General features: G+C 53.2%; 13 protein-coding genes and 1 pseudogene. 7 read left to right on the top strand and 7 right to left on the bottom strand.

Annotated elements, in window-relative coordinates:
• Positions 1–73: 73 nt before the first annotated feature.
• The 6 genes from QYH43_RS20025 to QYH43_RS20000 form a co-directional block, all read right to left on the bottom strand.
• Positions 74–406 (bottom strand): carboxymuconolactone decarboxylase family protein, encoded by a 333-nt coding sequence (locus QYH43_RS20025; RefSeq protein ID WP_137204872.1) that lies wholly within the window; start codon positions 404–406, stop codon positions 74–76.
• Positions 407–828: 422 nt separating this feature from the next.
• The gene (locus QYH43_RS20020) at positions 829–1170 is read right to left on the bottom strand and encodes a hypothetical protein (protein ID WP_301157915.1); all 342 of its coding nucleotides are present in this window, start codon (positions 1168–1170) and stop codon (positions 829–831) included.
• Positions 1163–1351 carry a hypothetical protein gene (locus QYH43_RS20015; protein WP_301157914.1) on the bottom strand — a complete coding sequence of 63 codons (189 nt, stop codon included), beginning with the start codon at positions 1349–1351 and terminating at the stop codon, positions 1163–1165. Before QYH43_RS20015 ends, QYH43_RS20020 begins: the two co-directional genes overlap by 8 nt.
• Positions 1352–1704: 353 nt before the next feature.
• On the bottom strand, positions 1705–2697 hold the full coding sequence (locus QYH43_RS20010) for a GlxA family transcriptional regulator (protein ID WP_301157913.1): 993 nt from the start codon (positions 2695–2697) through the stop codon (positions 1705–1707).
• 641 nt (positions 2698–3338) lie between these two features.
• Positions 3339–5420: a TonB-dependent receptor gene (locus QYH43_RS20005; RefSeq protein ID WP_301157912.1), complete on the bottom strand. Its 2082-nt coding sequence runs from the start codon at positions 5418–5420 to the stop codon at positions 3339–3341.
• A gap of 107 nt (positions 5421–5527) precedes the next feature.
• Positions 5528–5917: a DUF2946 domain-containing protein gene (locus QYH43_RS20000; RefSeq protein WP_301157911.1), complete on the bottom strand. Its 390-nt coding sequence runs from the start codon at positions 5915–5917 to the stop codon at positions 5528–5530.
• Positions 5918–6092: 175 nt separating this feature from the next.
• Here QYH43_RS20000 and QYH43_RS19995 point away from each other — a divergent pair, with 175 nt between their 5' ends.
• The 3 genes from QYH43_RS19995 (at position 6093) to QYH43_RS19985 (ending at position 9167) form a co-directional block, all read left to right on the top strand.
• Positions 6093–6977 carry a LysR family transcriptional regulator gene (locus QYH43_RS19995; protein ID WP_301157910.1) on the top strand — a complete coding sequence of 295 codons (885 nt, stop codon included), beginning with the start codon at positions 6093–6095 and terminating at the stop codon, positions 6975–6977.
• 94 nt (positions 6978–7071) lie between these two features.
• The gene (locus QYH43_RS19990; RefSeq protein ID WP_301157909.1) at positions 7072–8238 is read left to right on the top strand and encodes a pyridoxal phosphate-dependent aminotransferase; all 1167 of its coding nucleotides are present in this window, start codon (positions 7072–7074) and stop codon (positions 8236–8238) included.
• Positions 8235–9167 (top strand): AEC family transporter, encoded by a 933-nt coding sequence (locus QYH43_RS19985; protein ID WP_301157908.1) that lies wholly within the window; start codon positions 8235–8237, stop codon positions 9165–9167. The genes QYH43_RS19990 and QYH43_RS19985 overlap by 4 nt, the downstream gene beginning before the upstream one ends.
• Positions 9168–9278: 111 nt before the next feature.
• On the opposite strand, the pseudogene QYH43_RS19980 reads toward QYH43_RS19985, so the two are convergent.
• Positions 9279–9580: pseudogene (locus QYH43_RS19980) on the bottom strand (IS21 family transposase); the annotation flags it as partial.
• A 937-nt stretch (positions 9581–10517) separates the two neighbouring features.
• Here QYH43_RS19980 and QYH43_RS19975 point away from each other — a divergent pair.
• From QYH43_RS19975 to QYH43_RS19960, 4 genes are read left to right on the top strand one after another with little or no spacing between them, the layout of a single operon-like run.
• The gene (locus QYH43_RS19975; RefSeq protein WP_301157907.1) at positions 10518–11300 is read left to right on the top strand and encodes a transporter substrate-binding domain-containing protein; all 783 of its coding nucleotides are present in this window, start codon (positions 10518–10520) and stop codon (positions 11298–11300) included.
• Between the two features lie 55 nt (positions 11301–11355).
• Positions 11356–12084 (top strand): ABC transporter permease, encoded by a 729-nt coding sequence (locus QYH43_RS19970; RefSeq protein WP_301157906.1) that lies wholly within the window; start codon positions 11356–11358, stop codon positions 12082–12084.
• Positions 12081–12791, top strand: a complete 711-nt coding sequence (locus QYH43_RS19965) for an ABC transporter permease (RefSeq protein ID WP_301157905.1) — start codon at positions 12081–12083, stop codon at positions 12789–12791. Before QYH43_RS19970 ends, QYH43_RS19965 begins: the two co-directional genes overlap by 4 nt.
• 16 nt (positions 12792–12807) lie before the next feature.
• Complete coding sequence (locus tag QYH43_RS19960; RefSeq protein WP_301157904.1) at positions 12808–13572, top strand: ABC transporter ATP-binding protein; 765 nt, start codon at positions 12808–12810, stop codon at positions 13570–13572.
• Positions 13573–13590 lie beyond the last annotated feature (18 nt).

Genomic DNA, 13590 nt, shown 5'->3' with positions numbered 1-13590 from the left:
ACTTCTTGCAGTTGATTGGCGGGGCGGGAAGGCTAGGCTTCCAATTTTACCGATATTTCCGCACTGCCGTGTATTAAGACTTGTCGAATGCATCCAAAACGTGAGTGCTGTAAACCAATGCAGCACCAGCGTTCATGTTGATCGCTACGCCCAAAGCTTCTGAGACCTCTTCAGTTGTTACACCTAGCTTTTTGGCCTCAGCAGCGTGGAAAGCAATGCAGCCGTCGCAGCGGGTGGTCACCGCTACAGCGAGCGAAATCAGTTCACGAGTTTTGGCGTCAAGATGGTTTGTTTTTGCTCCGGCATTGCCCAACGAAGTCACACCTTTCATGGTCTCCGGTGACAGGCCATTGAGTTGCACCAAGCGGGTGGTGATGTCTTTACGAGTTTGCTTCCAATCTTGCATGGGATACTCACTTGGGCGCGATGCCCTAATAGGTTGCGAAAAGAGTTGTGAACTCGATGTGAAATCTACCATCTAGTTGGTAGGTTTTGCAAGGGCTCACTAAAGCGACTTGCGCAGATGGAGGGGGAGTTCCCACGAGTAGGAATGAGAGTACAAAAAATAGGCGTTATGACGATTCCATGGCGACCTTCTGGACTGCCATAAACCATGATCCAGAACGAATACGCCAATTCCATCGTATGAGGCAATGTCCAGCAGTAGGTGCCGTGTAGAGCCATTTTCCTATAGCCGATGTTTCTGGCCAGTGGGGCCCGGCTAGGCGTTAGGTTTTTCTATGGGGTACAGATGCTGTCACCTACCAGGCTCATCACCTTCTGGAAATATTGGTCAAGCTTAGTATTGCTTTCACGCCGCACACCTCTTCATGACCTCATACGTCGGAGTCTTCCTTTCGCGTAGAGCTTCTGCTGGTTTACCGAGTAATCGAAGCCGGCAGACCACTGGCTATTCATGCTGAACAAGGTGTCGTTGTGACGCAATTCGAAGCGGTTACCGTCGACCCGTTGTTCATGCCGTCGCAGATAGGCAGAGCGGCGTCTCACCAAACTGTTGTCGGCGTTGTAGCGATTGTTTTCCAGGTTGCGGTAGTCACGCTGGGCATCGCAGTGATAGAGGGTATTGCAGGCTGGTGCTGTCGTATAATCGATGATCGAACGCACCAAGCGGACGCGCTGTTCGTAACGTCCGTCTCTCACGTTATTCAAAGCGTCGGCTCATGTCGATCTTCATGGTATCGCTGACCGCGTTCAGAATCGGCGAGCCCCAGTGAGAGCTGTCCTCTTTATCTTCCTGGTATTCAAGCGCCAGGGTATGGCTGAGCTGTGGAGTCCAGTCAGTGAGGATGGAAAACGCAGTGCTTGTGGACTCGCGTTTATTGCGATCCATGTCGCCATTACTGCCCTCACGGCTGACATCCAGACGAGCAAAGTGATGTGGATCCGCGCCGATACTCAGGGCATGGTTGACCCCAAGCGCAAGCTCCGAGGAATCATAGCTGCCAAGCGTACGCGGCCTTCGACTGTCTGTTCTTCCTGGCTGACGGACACCTTCGTTATCGGACTCGCGCCGTATGTGAAAAACTGGAATATCTTTGAGACAACAATTTGGCGTTCACCTTGGCACCTCACCGTCTGAGTATCGGCGAATGTTTTCGTGAAATGAAGTTTGAAAAAAGCATAGGGAACTGCCAGACTTTTCAGAATCAAGCATGACACCATGAGTTATATTAAAATCATGTTTTAATGGTGATGAGTTGGTTTTTGATCTGCGAAAGGTGAAGACTTAAAGCGTTCCCGATATTCTTTGGGTGTGACGGAGTAGTTTTTTATAAAGCTACGGATGAAGGTTGACTCGTCACCTAGACCGCATTTATTGGCGATTGCCTTAAGTGGGGTCTTTGAGGTTACAAGTAATTGGCAAGCTGCTTCTAACCGAATCTTCTCGACCATTTTGCTCGGCGTACAGCCGGTTATCTCACTGTATTTTCGCGCAAAGGTTCGTTCACTCATGTTCATAAAGTTTGCTAGCGAAGACACCGATAGATCGCTACTAAGGTTGCTATTTAGCCAAGCATGAAGGTCTGAAAATTGACTGCTTTTTGCTTGTAGGGTTAACGACGAACTGAACTGGTTTTGATTTCCCGGACGCTTCAGAAAAACAACCAAGTGTCGTGCAACTTCGAGCGCGGCAGCGTGCCCCAAGTCTGCTTCGACCATTGCAAGAGCCAAGTCGATGCCAGACGTAACGCCGGCGGAAGTCCATAAATCGCCATCGTTAATGAAGATAGGCCCGCGCCTTACGTTTACGGAGGGAAAGTCAATTTCCAACTTGTCATAGGCTGACCAATGGGTCGTAACATTTCGCCCGGTTAGTTTTCCAGCAGTCGCTAGCGCAAATATCCCCGTACACACGGAAACTAGACGCTTCGCTTTTTCAGCATGCTTTACAAAATGTGTAAAAAAGTTCGGGTGATTACAAAATTTGTGAACCCCAGGCCCGCCAGGCACGATTAGCGTGTGTGCCGCCGGTGTGTCCTCTTCCAAAATGGCAGCATTTAACGAGAAATCAGAGAGGATCTGTGTCGTGGGGCTTAACGATAGGATAGTTAAAGAGTACGGCGGATGATCGGGATGCGCGAAGTGGTTAGCCGCAATAAACACATCCAGGGGGCCAGCTAAGTCGAGCAGGCTCACTTCAGAGTAGGTAATGAATTGAATGGATTTAACAAGCATTTTGAGTTACCCCCTCCCAAGAGAACACCTCGAGGATCCTCATGATTTTGGCAGAAATCATCAATTTTTTGTCATCTTTTTACCCCATTACCGTCTATTGTGACCTTAATCTAAAACGCTGCAGGATGGCCTTGTATCACCTGGGATGTTTTTTGTAGCACTTGAGCATCCTTTGGTCTTTCCTTGGCGGTTCGCGCAAATTAATGGTTTTTATTTGAGGGCTGGTTTTATGTCGGGTCTTATGAAGAGCGCTATGGGATTCGAAGTGAGCATGGATGAAGGTCTTGAAGGCGAGATCTGTAATATCCTTGGACTAATGGAAAGTAACTCTTCAAGTGTTGCTAAATGTGAGTTAAGGAGTGCCACCGAGTCGAACAGCTGGGTAATCGAGTGTTCATGGCGCGACCAGCAAGCAATGAATGCTCATTTTTCATCTTGTCACCTACAAGATCTAATTGGTCTGTTGGCCTCTCGATCCCGTAGAATTGTATTTGGTTGCGACAGAGAATGAGCTTGATGCTCTTGATACCTAAGGCACTAAGTTCACCTATTTGCTTCTTTCTGATGCTCAGTTTGCGGTGAGCACAGCAGCTCAGTCTTTTGAGCTGCTGAGGCCAAATAGGCCTCAGCAATCTTCCATATCAGAAGTCCACAGTCACTCCCGTATAAAGCGCACGGCCATCACCTGGCGAATGCAGTGATGCCTTGGCACCGTCCGGGTCGTACCAGGCATATTCATAATGTCGGTTAGCGAGGTTTTTCAACTGTAGGTCGACGCTCACTGACTGCGTCACTTGGTAGGTTGCGCCGAGGTTCATCAGTACGTAACCGCCATAAGTCCCCTTCGTGTTTTCCCGCTCCAGATAATAATTGGTCTGGCCGTTCATCCAGGCAGTCAGCTGTAATGCGTCGGTCGCCTCATAGCTGATGCCCGCGTTGTACAGGTGATGCGGGATGTGGTCGATTTCCTGGCCTTTGCTGTTAGGCAACGTAGCACTCGGCTCAAGTATTTTCGAATACTGCCAGGAGTAGGCCATCCAGATATTCGTGCGTTCGTTCGGATACAGGTTCATCTGTAAGTCATAACCCCACCGCCGCGTTTCACCGATGTTATCGGATTCGCCGCTCGGGTCGTTCAGCCGGCGACTTACTTCCCCTGAAGCCTCTTGCTGCCAATAAGCAACACGCCCGTCCACCCAGTCAGCCGGCGTGAACTTGATTCCGGTTTCCCAGCCTTCGTTGATCGACGGTGCTAGGTCGGTATCTCTGGGCGGAATCTTATAAGCCGCAGCCCCTGTGCCCACTTGAAAGGTACGCCCCCAATTCGCGTAAAAGCTGGCCACATCCCACGGCGAATACACCACGCTGATTTTCGGCTGCTTGATCAGCCCGTAGTCGTTTATGTCGTAATCCATGCCGGTCATTTCATTGGTGAAATCGCCCTGGATCTTATCGACCCGATAGGCCGGTATGATCTTCAGAGACTCAAACGGTTTGATCTCGGCCTGGATATAGGCGCCGTATGTATCGAAGTCGAACTGCTGGTCGCGGGTGGTAGCTAAACGTGTGCGGTCTCTGGTGCGATAGCGCTCACTCTTGTTTTGCTGCTGTTGCATGTCGGCACCGCCTTCCAGTGCGAAATCGTGTAGCCAGCTGACTTCAGGCCGCCAGGTCAGGGAGGTGAGGGCGCCATATTGCGTTTCATAGTTGTCACGCTCCTGCTGTGAGCTTGTACTCCAGTATTGCGTCCAGCGCCTGTCGTCAAAGGTGTTGACGTAGGTTTTCGCTGACCAGGCGAGCGTCTCAGCCAAGTCGGTGTCGAAATGCAGGCTGACCTGGTTCATGCGCCGCGTGCCTTTGTCCGTAGCGTTGTGACTGTTGGTCATTTCGGGGTGATGACGTGCATCGTCCTCAGTCAGGTAACCTGGCTCCTGAGCCTCGGCTTCATAGTGACGAGCGATCAGGCCGATGCGGTAGCTGTCATCGTCCGGCGTGTAGAACCATTTGCCTGACATCGAAAACCTGTCCGCTTCCGAGTGATCCCGATAGCCGTCTGCTTTTTGATAGGCGAAAAAATAGTTTTGAGTCCAGTTGCTGCTTTCAATGCCCTTGGCCAGTTGGGCCTCTCGCGTATTGAAGCTGCCATAACGAAGCCGTGCCTTGTCGTAGTCTCCACCCGTGCGGGTCAGCATATTGACGTTGCCGGCAATGTTGTTCAGGCCATAGCGCGCATCACTGGTGCCACGCACGACCTCGATGCTGTCCAGCTCCATGGGGAAAATCATGTCCATGTACGGCATGTTGCCGTCGTTGCTGTTGCTTGGGATTCCGTCGATCAGCAATTTGACAGCGTTCACTTCGCCTTCGCCGTTGAAGCCTCGAAAGGAGATTTTGCCGGAGGTGGTGCCCTGGTTGAATTCTGTCAGCATAACCCCTGGTGCGCGCCTGAACAGCTCCCAGCTGTAGTTGACCGGCATCTTTTCAAGTATGTCAGCACCCAGAATATCAACTGAGCTGAGTACGCTACTTGTGCTTAACGGGCCGCTGGCTGAACCTTGAATGCTGACCGCACCCAGGGTCAGGGTAGAATTTTCGATTCTGTTGGCTTCAGCTAATGCCACTGACAACGGGCTTAATGCGAGCACGCCTATTGAAAACAGCGGCCATAGGGGACGGGGCACAGAAAAACGCTTTGCGTGACGCAAAGTAAATGGAGCAGGCATAGCACGCACTTCCTGATGATCAAGAAACTTTAAGGGCGTTCAGCGTCCTTGGCAGGTCGCTAAAAATTTAAAGAGGGCAGCACCGGATGATGTCAGCGGTGTTGTGATCAGACGAAGGGAGAGGCGCGCGGACTTAGACTGGGCCAACGAATCCTTGGATGCAGCGTCGGTAGTTCAGGATATTCGAGGGCGGTATTGGTGGTGTACTGCGGTAGGTAATGCCGATAGTAGTTGGACGGTAACGCTGCTAGCCCTACATGTCCGCAACAGCAGTCGCCGTGCTGCATGACAGGTTTTGACTGGCGAAGCTGCAAGGCATCAATCACCTTGCCTAGGTCTGTAGGAAGGGCGCTCAAGTTCCCACCCGAACAAAAGCCACCCCAAAGAATCAGGCGCACGTCCGGCGTCTGCATCGCACGACTCATCGGCATGACGAACAGATTGAGCAGGACGGCCAAACAGGCAATCCAGGGACTGATGCGTTTCAACGAACTCATAAATGAAATCGCCGCGAAGGGGCGGCTATTTAGCCCGCTTTAAAGAATGAAGTAAATTTTTCCTGGGTGCGCTATTTCGCCACAGGTCTTTTCGGACGCGAAGGAAAGGCTTCACCCAAACAACATGCATGCACCAACTGGTAAGCTCGCCCATCAATTCGCTGGATGAATGGCTATGTCATTACGCGCGCTTCGAACATTGCTTGCCATTGCTCAATACGGTTCTTTCGTCAGGGCAGCGGACGCAGTACATCTCACCCAATCCGCGGTCAGCCTGCATGTTCGGTCGCTGGAGGAGGATTTCAATGCACTGCTGTTTGACCGTTCACGGCGGTTGCCGGTGCTGACGGATGCGGGGCATATCGCCGTGGAGCGTGCCAGAGAAATTCTGGCCTTATACGACGGCATCTCATCCGAGATTGGCGGCGACAGTGAGTTGCGCGGCAGGCTCAGAATCGGCGCCATCCAAACAGCGCTAGCAGGCGTCCTGCCCCTAGCACTGTCTGCATTGCGCGCCCAGCATCCGCACCTGCGCATCACTGTTGCGTCGGGCATGTCTGCTGAGTTGTCCACGCGCGTGGAAGCGGGCGAGCTTGATGTTGCGATCACCACAGAACCGGTAAAACCACACCCTTATGGCCTGGCAAGCACGGTGCTTTACGAGGAAGGATTCTGGATCATCGCGCCGGTGTCACTCGCGCATGAGGACTTGCAGCTTCTTCTCAAAAGTCAGCCGTTCATTCGCTTTGATCGTCGCGCCTGGGCGGGTCGAACCATTGAGCGAGAGCTTCGCACTATGCGGCTGCGGGTGCAGACCAGCATGGAGCTTGATAGCCAGGATGCGATTATCCAGATGGTTTCAAGCGGACTTGGCGTATCCATCATTCCTCTCGCTCAGCAACAAGTCGAAAGCCTGACAACATTGGCCTTTGGGCCGTTTGGCACGCCTCAAAAAACCAGGCGCGTGGTATTGCTGGAGCGCGAAGACCGTCCGCTTGGGCGACTGGCTTCAGCTCTGGCGAACGCCGTGAAAGCGTATTCTCCGTACGCTGATCCATGAGAGATACTTTTTGGTCGCTGAATTTTAAATCGTTTTTATTTTAGAGTCAGACTTCTTATCGTGGTGCCCATCCAGACGATTTCTTGAGGGCAACATGATCACTCTACCTGCCGCAGACAATGCCCTGCAGTCTCCTATCCTGATAATGGCAAAGCGAGCGGCGTTGATGCGAGCGCAGGGCCGGGATGTCATCAACCTGACGTTGGGAGAGCCGGATTTCAACGCCCCGCCCCACGTCCTTGAGGCTGCGCACACTGCACTCAGCGGTCGCCTGACCTACTCACCGTCGAATGGTATTGAGCCACTTCGCCACGCGATCCGTATGCGCATGAAAGACAATCGAAACCTCGATTACGCCGATGAACAGGTGACCGTCGGCTGTGGCGCCAAACAAATCATCTATAACGCTTTTCAAGCGACCCTCAACGAGGGGGATGAGGTAATTGTTCCTGCGCCGTATTGGGCAAGCTATCCCGCCATGATCAAGATGTGCGGCGCCCGACCGCTGATTGTATCGACTACGAGAGAAGAAGGCTTTCGCCTCACTGCAGAGCACTTGGAGGCAACTCTTCGCCTGGCAAAGTCGCCCAAGTGGGTCGTCTTGAACGCGCCGGGCAATCCGTCAGGGTCGCTCTACTTGCGCGAGCAACTGTTGGCCATCGCCGAAGTGCTGCGCCAGTACCCAGGGGTGATGGTGCTATCGGATGACATCTATTCAGAAATTCGTTACACGGATGATCCCTACCAAACGTTGGCGGCGGTGGCGCCTGACTTGAGAGACCGTATTCTGATCGTGGATGGTGTGTCTAAAGTTTACGCAATGACCGGCTGGCGAGTGGGGTGGGGGTGTGGGCCAACGCCATTGATCACAGCAATAAGCTTGGTTCAGTCACAGAACTGTACTCAGACAAGTACCTTGAGCCAGTTGGCGGCGGTGGCTGCATTGACTGGGCCCCAAACATTGGTGCATGAGCGAAATGCTATTTATCGCCAGCGGCGTGATGCCGCGCTGAAAGTCCTGCGAGCCTGCGAGGCGATTGATGTCGCGTGCCCGGAGGGTGCGTTTTATCTCCTGCCCCGGATCAAATCGATCAAGGATGATCAGGCTTTCGCGCTTGCCTTACTCGAAGCCGGCGTAGCCACCGTTCCGGGAAGCGCTTTTGGGATGCCGGGGCATATCAGGCTTTCCTTCGCCACTGATGAGTCGATCATGATCGCGGGATGTGAACGGTTGGTGCAGAAAATCAAGGCAAGCGCATGACCATCTCCTTATTGACTGCTTTGTTGCCCATCGCACTCTTGATCGTGCTGGGCGCTTGGCTCAGACGTCGCCAATTCTTGGCAGAGACCTTTTGGGCGCAAGCAGAGCGCCTGGCATATTACGTGTTGCTTCCTTCTCTCTTCTTTCACGGACTGGCGACCGCCAAGCTTGATGGAGTGCCCATTCAAAGCATGGTCTCGGTGCTCATATTGTCGACTGTCGTGGTATCGCTAATGCTGTTGGGCGCAAGAGCGTTGATCACTCAGGACAATGCGGCATTCACCTCAGTTTTTCAGGGTGGCATACGCTTCAACAATTACGTCGGCGTTTCGGCTGCTGCGGGCTTGTTCGGCGTGCAAGGCGTAGCACTGGCAGCCGTCGCGAACGCGGCTATAGTGCCTACAGTGAACATCCTGTGTGTGCTGGTCTTCGCGAAATACGGATCAGGCGGCAGGATGTCATTCAGCAAAGTCCCTAACCAGTTAGCACTTAATCCGCTTGTACTAGCGTGCTTCGCTGGCGGATTCATTCAGGTCTTGGGCTGGGAACTACCGGTTGGTATTGAGCCGATGCTCAAAGCCTTGGGGCAGGCGTCACTACCGCTCGGTCTAATTTGTGTGGGTGCCGCGCTTGAGTTCGGAAGCATGAAGCAATGGCTACGCCCGGTTGGCTATTCGTCGCTGGTGAAGTTTTTATTCATGCCGCTCGTGACGCTTGGAGCCTGTCATGTGTTCGGGCTTGAAGGGAAAGCCGCCATTGCAGCTCTGATGTTCCAGGCGCTGCCTACCGCTTCATCCTCCTACATCATGGCGCGCCAACTGGGCGGAGATGCGCCGCTTATGGCAGGGATCATCGCTTGCCAAACCCTGCTTGCAGGCGTTGCACTACCCGCCGTCATCTTGATAATGACCAACTGGATTGAGCTTTAGGAGTTTACATACAGCATTCAAGATTGCAGCCCGACTGCGCCATGTTTCGAACATCATCTAGAGTGAGCCATATCCATTTTTACTCCTCTATTACCCCCAATATTGTCGAAGTTGGGCGAGTCGATACTCTTGCCAGCAGGGCCAAGGTGACGCCGGGGAGGCGTAACTCGGCGTGGACATGAGCCCAGTCCGGCGTCGGACGTTGGTCGCTTGGCGCGGGTACTGCCGGCGGAAATAAGACGTCGATTCAGCTCGGCATCTGAGAGGTCGATGGGCCACTGAAGCCCGCTGGCAGCGAACCGGCAAAGGTAGTCTCCCGCACTCGAATGGCCAATGGATAAACTTTTGGCGATCTTGCGCACGGACAGGCCGGCGTCGAACTTTAGGCGTAGTACCTCTCGGATTTTACGCATGGATAAACGCTCCACGACGACCTCTTCGCTTCGATAAAAGAGGGCGATAGTAGTGAGTATTCCTGCGTCGCTGCCTGCCTGAAAGAGTCCGGATGGCCGTGGAATCGGTGTCCGGATACTCGTGGAATGAGTGTCCGGATCAGCGTGGAATCAGTGTCCGGATTTTGGTGGAATGGCCGTCAGGATGGTCATGGAGTCCGCACAGTGATCACAAAAGCCGTGCTGGAATGCAGCGGGTTGCGTGGCAATTTGTCGCTCCGGGGGGACTGTTTCCACAGGCCTAATCAATCCGAATTTACGAAATATAAGCGGGTGCTATTTGGCTGACTGGGTCGCGCGCGACGCATCCGAAACTAAGGGTTCAGCCTAGCGTGCTTTCCAGACGGAATCTAGGACGGAAGCGTTTCTGTTGCCCATGACCCGAAGAATTGCGGAGCTCAGAGTCGGAAAACACCATGAATTAGTTTTTTTGCGCATATCCATTTAACTTTTGAGGGGGGTGGTAGCTTCTAGCTACCCAGAGATTGCAGTGATCCGCGTCGCTAAAGGGTCACTTCAAAATCATGTCGCAGACAGCTGAATGCTGATCCGCCTCGTACAACTGCCTTATCCATCTTCCAAAGCATTCCGCTGGCGTTCGGCGCAATCAGGACGGTTGACTGTCTTCCTCTATCCAAGAGAAAAACCTCCTACACCCCTGTCTTTCTGGGAAAAATTCGTATTTTTTAGGTGCCATTCAGTAATCGAACTGATCAGTGGATGATTGGTTGCCTGTGCCTGTCTGTACAAGTATGTGTTTGCGCGGTAGAGTCAACCATGTGTCTCGACACGCTTGTCCGTAAATCGCAGTCCGTGTGTGTTCTGTGTACGCCACACGTGCTCCATAACTGCACTCGTGCGCCTCAAGCGCTTCTGTTGGTTATTAGGAATAAAAACAATGAAAAAATCTATTTTGACCCTCTCAGTATTGGCTCTGTGCGCGGCGGCTGGCTCGGCTGCGGCCAAGGAGTACAAGGAGTTGCGCTTTGGAGTCGACCCATCCTATGCACCCTTCGAATCCAAGGCAGCAGACGGCAGCCTTGTGGGCTTTGATATTGATCTGGGTAACGCGATTTGCGCTGAACTGAAGGTCAAGTGCAAATGGGTAGAAAGTGATTTCGACGGGATGATCCCCGGCCTTAGGGCCAATAAATTCGACGGCGTGATTTCTGCAATGACCGTGACTTCTTCGCGGGAAAAAGTTATCGATTTTTCTAACGAATTGTTTTCAGTACCTACATCCTTCGTCTTCAAGAAAGGCTCGGGCTTGAGTGAAGACATCACGACGCTGGCTGGCAAAACCGTGGGCTATGAACAAGGCACCACCGAGGAGGCCTACGCCAAGGCCGTGCTGAACAAGGCTGGAGTAAAAACCCAGGCCTATGCAAACCAGGATCAGGTTTACGCTGACTTGGTCACGGGTCGCCTCGATGCCTCGATTCAGAACATGCTGCAAGCTGAAATGGGTTTCCTGAAATCCCCGCAGGGCGCCGACTTTGAAGTGAGCAAGCCAGTCCATCACGAACTGCTGCCAGCAGAAACGGCTATCGGTCTGCTCAAAGGCAATTCCGAGCTTAAAACCCTAGTGAACAAGGGCATACAGGCGCTGCACGACGACGGCACCTACACGGCCATCCAAAAGAAACACTTCGGTGATCAGAATATTTACAGCGGCAAATAACGACGCTACGCCCATTCAAGGATGGGCGTTTTTCTGATTAACGAAGGGCTTCCCCATGTTAGAAAACCTATTGCAGATGCTGGGGCTGTCTGGCTTCAGCCTCAAGGGCTTCGGCCCACTGTTGCTGCAAGGCACCTGGATGACGGTCAAGTTATCCTTCCTTTGCTTGCTGCTGAGCGTGGTTTTGGGCCTGATTGGTGCCAGTGCCAAGCTTTCAAAGTCGGCGCTGTTGCGCGTCCCGGCGCAGGCTTACACCACGCTGATTCGTGGAGTGCCGGATCTGGTTCTGATGTTGTTGATCTTCTACAGCTTGCAAACCTGGCTCACCCAACTGACCTCAACCTTGGGATGGGATTACGTCGAGATCAATCCATTCAGTGCGGGCGTAATTACCCTTGGTTTCATCTACGGTGCGTACTTCACTGAGACTTTCCGAGGTGCCATCCTGGCCGTGTCTCGTGGCCAGATGGAAGCGGCCACCGCTTACGGCCTCACCCGTGCGCAGCGTTTCCGCTTTGTACTGTTCCCGCAGATGATGCGTTTCGCCTTACCTGGTATCGGCAATAACTGGATGGTCATCCTCAAGGCCACCGCGCTAGTCTCAATTATTGGACTGGCTGACTTAGTGAAAGTGGCTCAAGACGCCGGCAAGACAACCTATCAACTGTTCTTCTTCCTTGTGCTGGCGGCCTTGATCTACCTCGTCATCACTACAGCATCGAATTACGTCTTGCGGCGGCTGGAAATCGTCTATGCCGCAGGCACCCGGGAGGCCGTGCGATGATTGAACTTCTGCAGGAATACTGGAAGCCTTTCCTCTACAGCGATGGCTATCACATCACCGGGCTGACGATGACCCTATGGCTGCTCAGCGCCTCCCTTTTCATAGGCTTTTTGATGGCACTCCCGCTGTCGATTGCGAGGGTCTCAAGCAACCTGTGGGTGCGCTGGCCGGTACAGTTTTACACTTACCTGTTTCGCGGTACACCGCTGTATATACAGCTGCTGATCTGCTACACCGGTATTTACAGCCTTGCAGCGGTGCGGTCGCAGCCCATGCTCGACGCATTTTTCCGGGATGCAATCAACTGCACCATTCTTGCCTTCGCTTTGAGCACTTGCGCCTACACCACTGAAATCTTCGCCGGGGCGATCCGTAACATGAATCACGGTGAGGTTGAAGCGGCTAAGGCGTTCGGACTAGGCGGCTGGAAGTTGTATGCCTACGTCATCATGCCATCTGCGCTGCGCCGATCGCTCCCGAACTACAGCAACGAAGTCATACTGATGCTGCACTCGACCACCGTAGCATTCACCGCGACTGTGCCAGACATCCTCAAGGTTGCCCGGGATGCCAATTCGGCAACGTTCCTGACATTCCAGTCGTTCGGTATCGCCGCTGTGATTTACCTTGCAGTCACTTTCTCTTTGGTTGGCCTGTTCCGTCTGGCTGAACGCCGTTGGCTGTCTTTCCTTGGCCCGGCTCATTAATTCAGGATGTTCGAACATGTATAAATTGACCGTTGAAAACCTGCATAAAAGCTATGGCAGCCACCAAGTGCTTAAGGGCGTTTCGCTTAATGCCAAAACTGGCGATGTGATCAGCCTGATCGGCGCCAGTGGCTCGGGCAAGAGCACTTTCTTGCGTTGTATCAACTTTTTGGAAACGCCCAACGACGGCGCTATGGGGCTGGATAACCAGCCGATTCGCATGATGCATGATCGCCACGGCATGCATGTGGCCGACGCGGCAGAACTTCAACGCTTGCGCACACGGCTCGCGATGGTATTCCAGCACTTCAACCTCTGGAGCCACATGACCGTGGTCGACAACATCACTATGGCTCCACGCCGGGTGCTGGGTGTCAGCAAAAGGGATGCAGAGGAGCGTGCCCGGCGGTATCTGGACAAGGTAGGTTTGCCGTCTCGCGTCGCTGATCAGTACCCCGCGTTTCTCTCCGGCGGGCAGCAACAGCGAGTCGCAATCGCCCGAGCTTTGGCCATGGAGCCGGAGATCATGTTGTTCGACGAACCGACTTCCGCGCTCGATCCAGAATTGGTCGGCGAGGTGCTCAAGGTTATCCAGGGCCTGGCCGAAGAAGGCCGAACCATGATTATGGTGACCCATGAAATGAGCTTCGCACGTAAGGTGTCGAACCAGGTGCTGTTCCTCCACCAAGGACTCGTGGAAGAACAGGGCTCACCTGAAGATGTGCTGGGCAACCCCAAGAGCGAACGCCTGCAGCAGTTCCTCAGCGGCAACCTTAAGTAACCACCGTGCCTTCGAGCG

This window comes from Pseudomonas sp. C32, assembly GCF_030417915.1.
GTDB lineage: Bacteria > Pseudomonadota > Gammaproteobacteria > Pseudomonadales > Pseudomonadaceae > Aquipseudomonas.
The sequence above is the reverse complement of the archived record's forward strand: the minus strand, read 5'-3'. Positions and strand labels throughout refer to the sequence as shown.

Bases quoted from the DNA above. Each gene is read 5' to 3' on its own strand.
- QYH43_RS20025 (WP_137204872.1), bottom strand. From the start codon at position 406: ATGCAAGATTGGAAGCAAACTCGTAAAGACATCACCACCCGCTTGGTG.
- QYH43_RS20015 (WP_301157914.1), bottom strand. From the start codon at position 1,351: ATGGATCGCAATAAACGCGAGTCCACAAGCACTGCGTTTTCCATCCTC.
- QYH43_RS20010 (WP_301157913.1), bottom strand. From the start codon at position 2,697: ATGCTTGTTAAATCCATTCAATTCATTACCTACTCTGAAGTGAGCCTG.
- QYH43_RS20005 (WP_301157912.1), bottom strand. From the start codon at position 5,420: ATGCCTGCTCCATTTACTTTGCGTCACGCAAAGCGTTTTTCTGTGCCC.
- QYH43_RS20000 (WP_301157911.1), bottom strand. From the start codon at position 5,917: ATGAGTTCGTTGAAACGCATCAGTCCCTGGATTGCCTGTTTGGCCGTC.
- QYH43_RS19995 (WP_301157910.1), top strand. From the start codon at position 6,093: ATGTCATTACGCGCGCTTCGAACATTGCTTGCCATTGCTCAATACGGT.
- QYH43_RS19990 (WP_301157909.1), top strand. From the start codon at position 7,072: ATGATCACTCTACCTGCCGCAGACAATGCCCTGCAGTCTCCTATCCTG.
- QYH43_RS19985 (WP_301157908.1), top strand. From the start codon at position 8,235: ATGACCATCTCCTTATTGACTGCTTTGTTGCCCATCGCACTCTTGATC.
- QYH43_RS19975 (WP_301157907.1), top strand. From the start codon at position 10,518: ATGAAAAAATCTATTTTGACCCTCTCAGTATTGGCTCTGTGCGCGGCG.
- QYH43_RS19970 (WP_301157906.1), top strand. From the start codon at position 11,356: ATGTTAGAAAACCTATTGCAGATGCTGGGGCTGTCTGGCTTCAGCCTC.
- QYH43_RS19965 (WP_301157905.1), top strand. From the start codon at position 12,081: ATGATTGAACTTCTGCAGGAATACTGGAAGCCTTTCCTCTACAGCGAT.
- QYH43_RS19960 (WP_301157904.1), top strand. From the start codon at position 12,808: ATGTATAAATTGACCGTTGAAAACCTGCATAAAAGCTATGGCAGCCAC.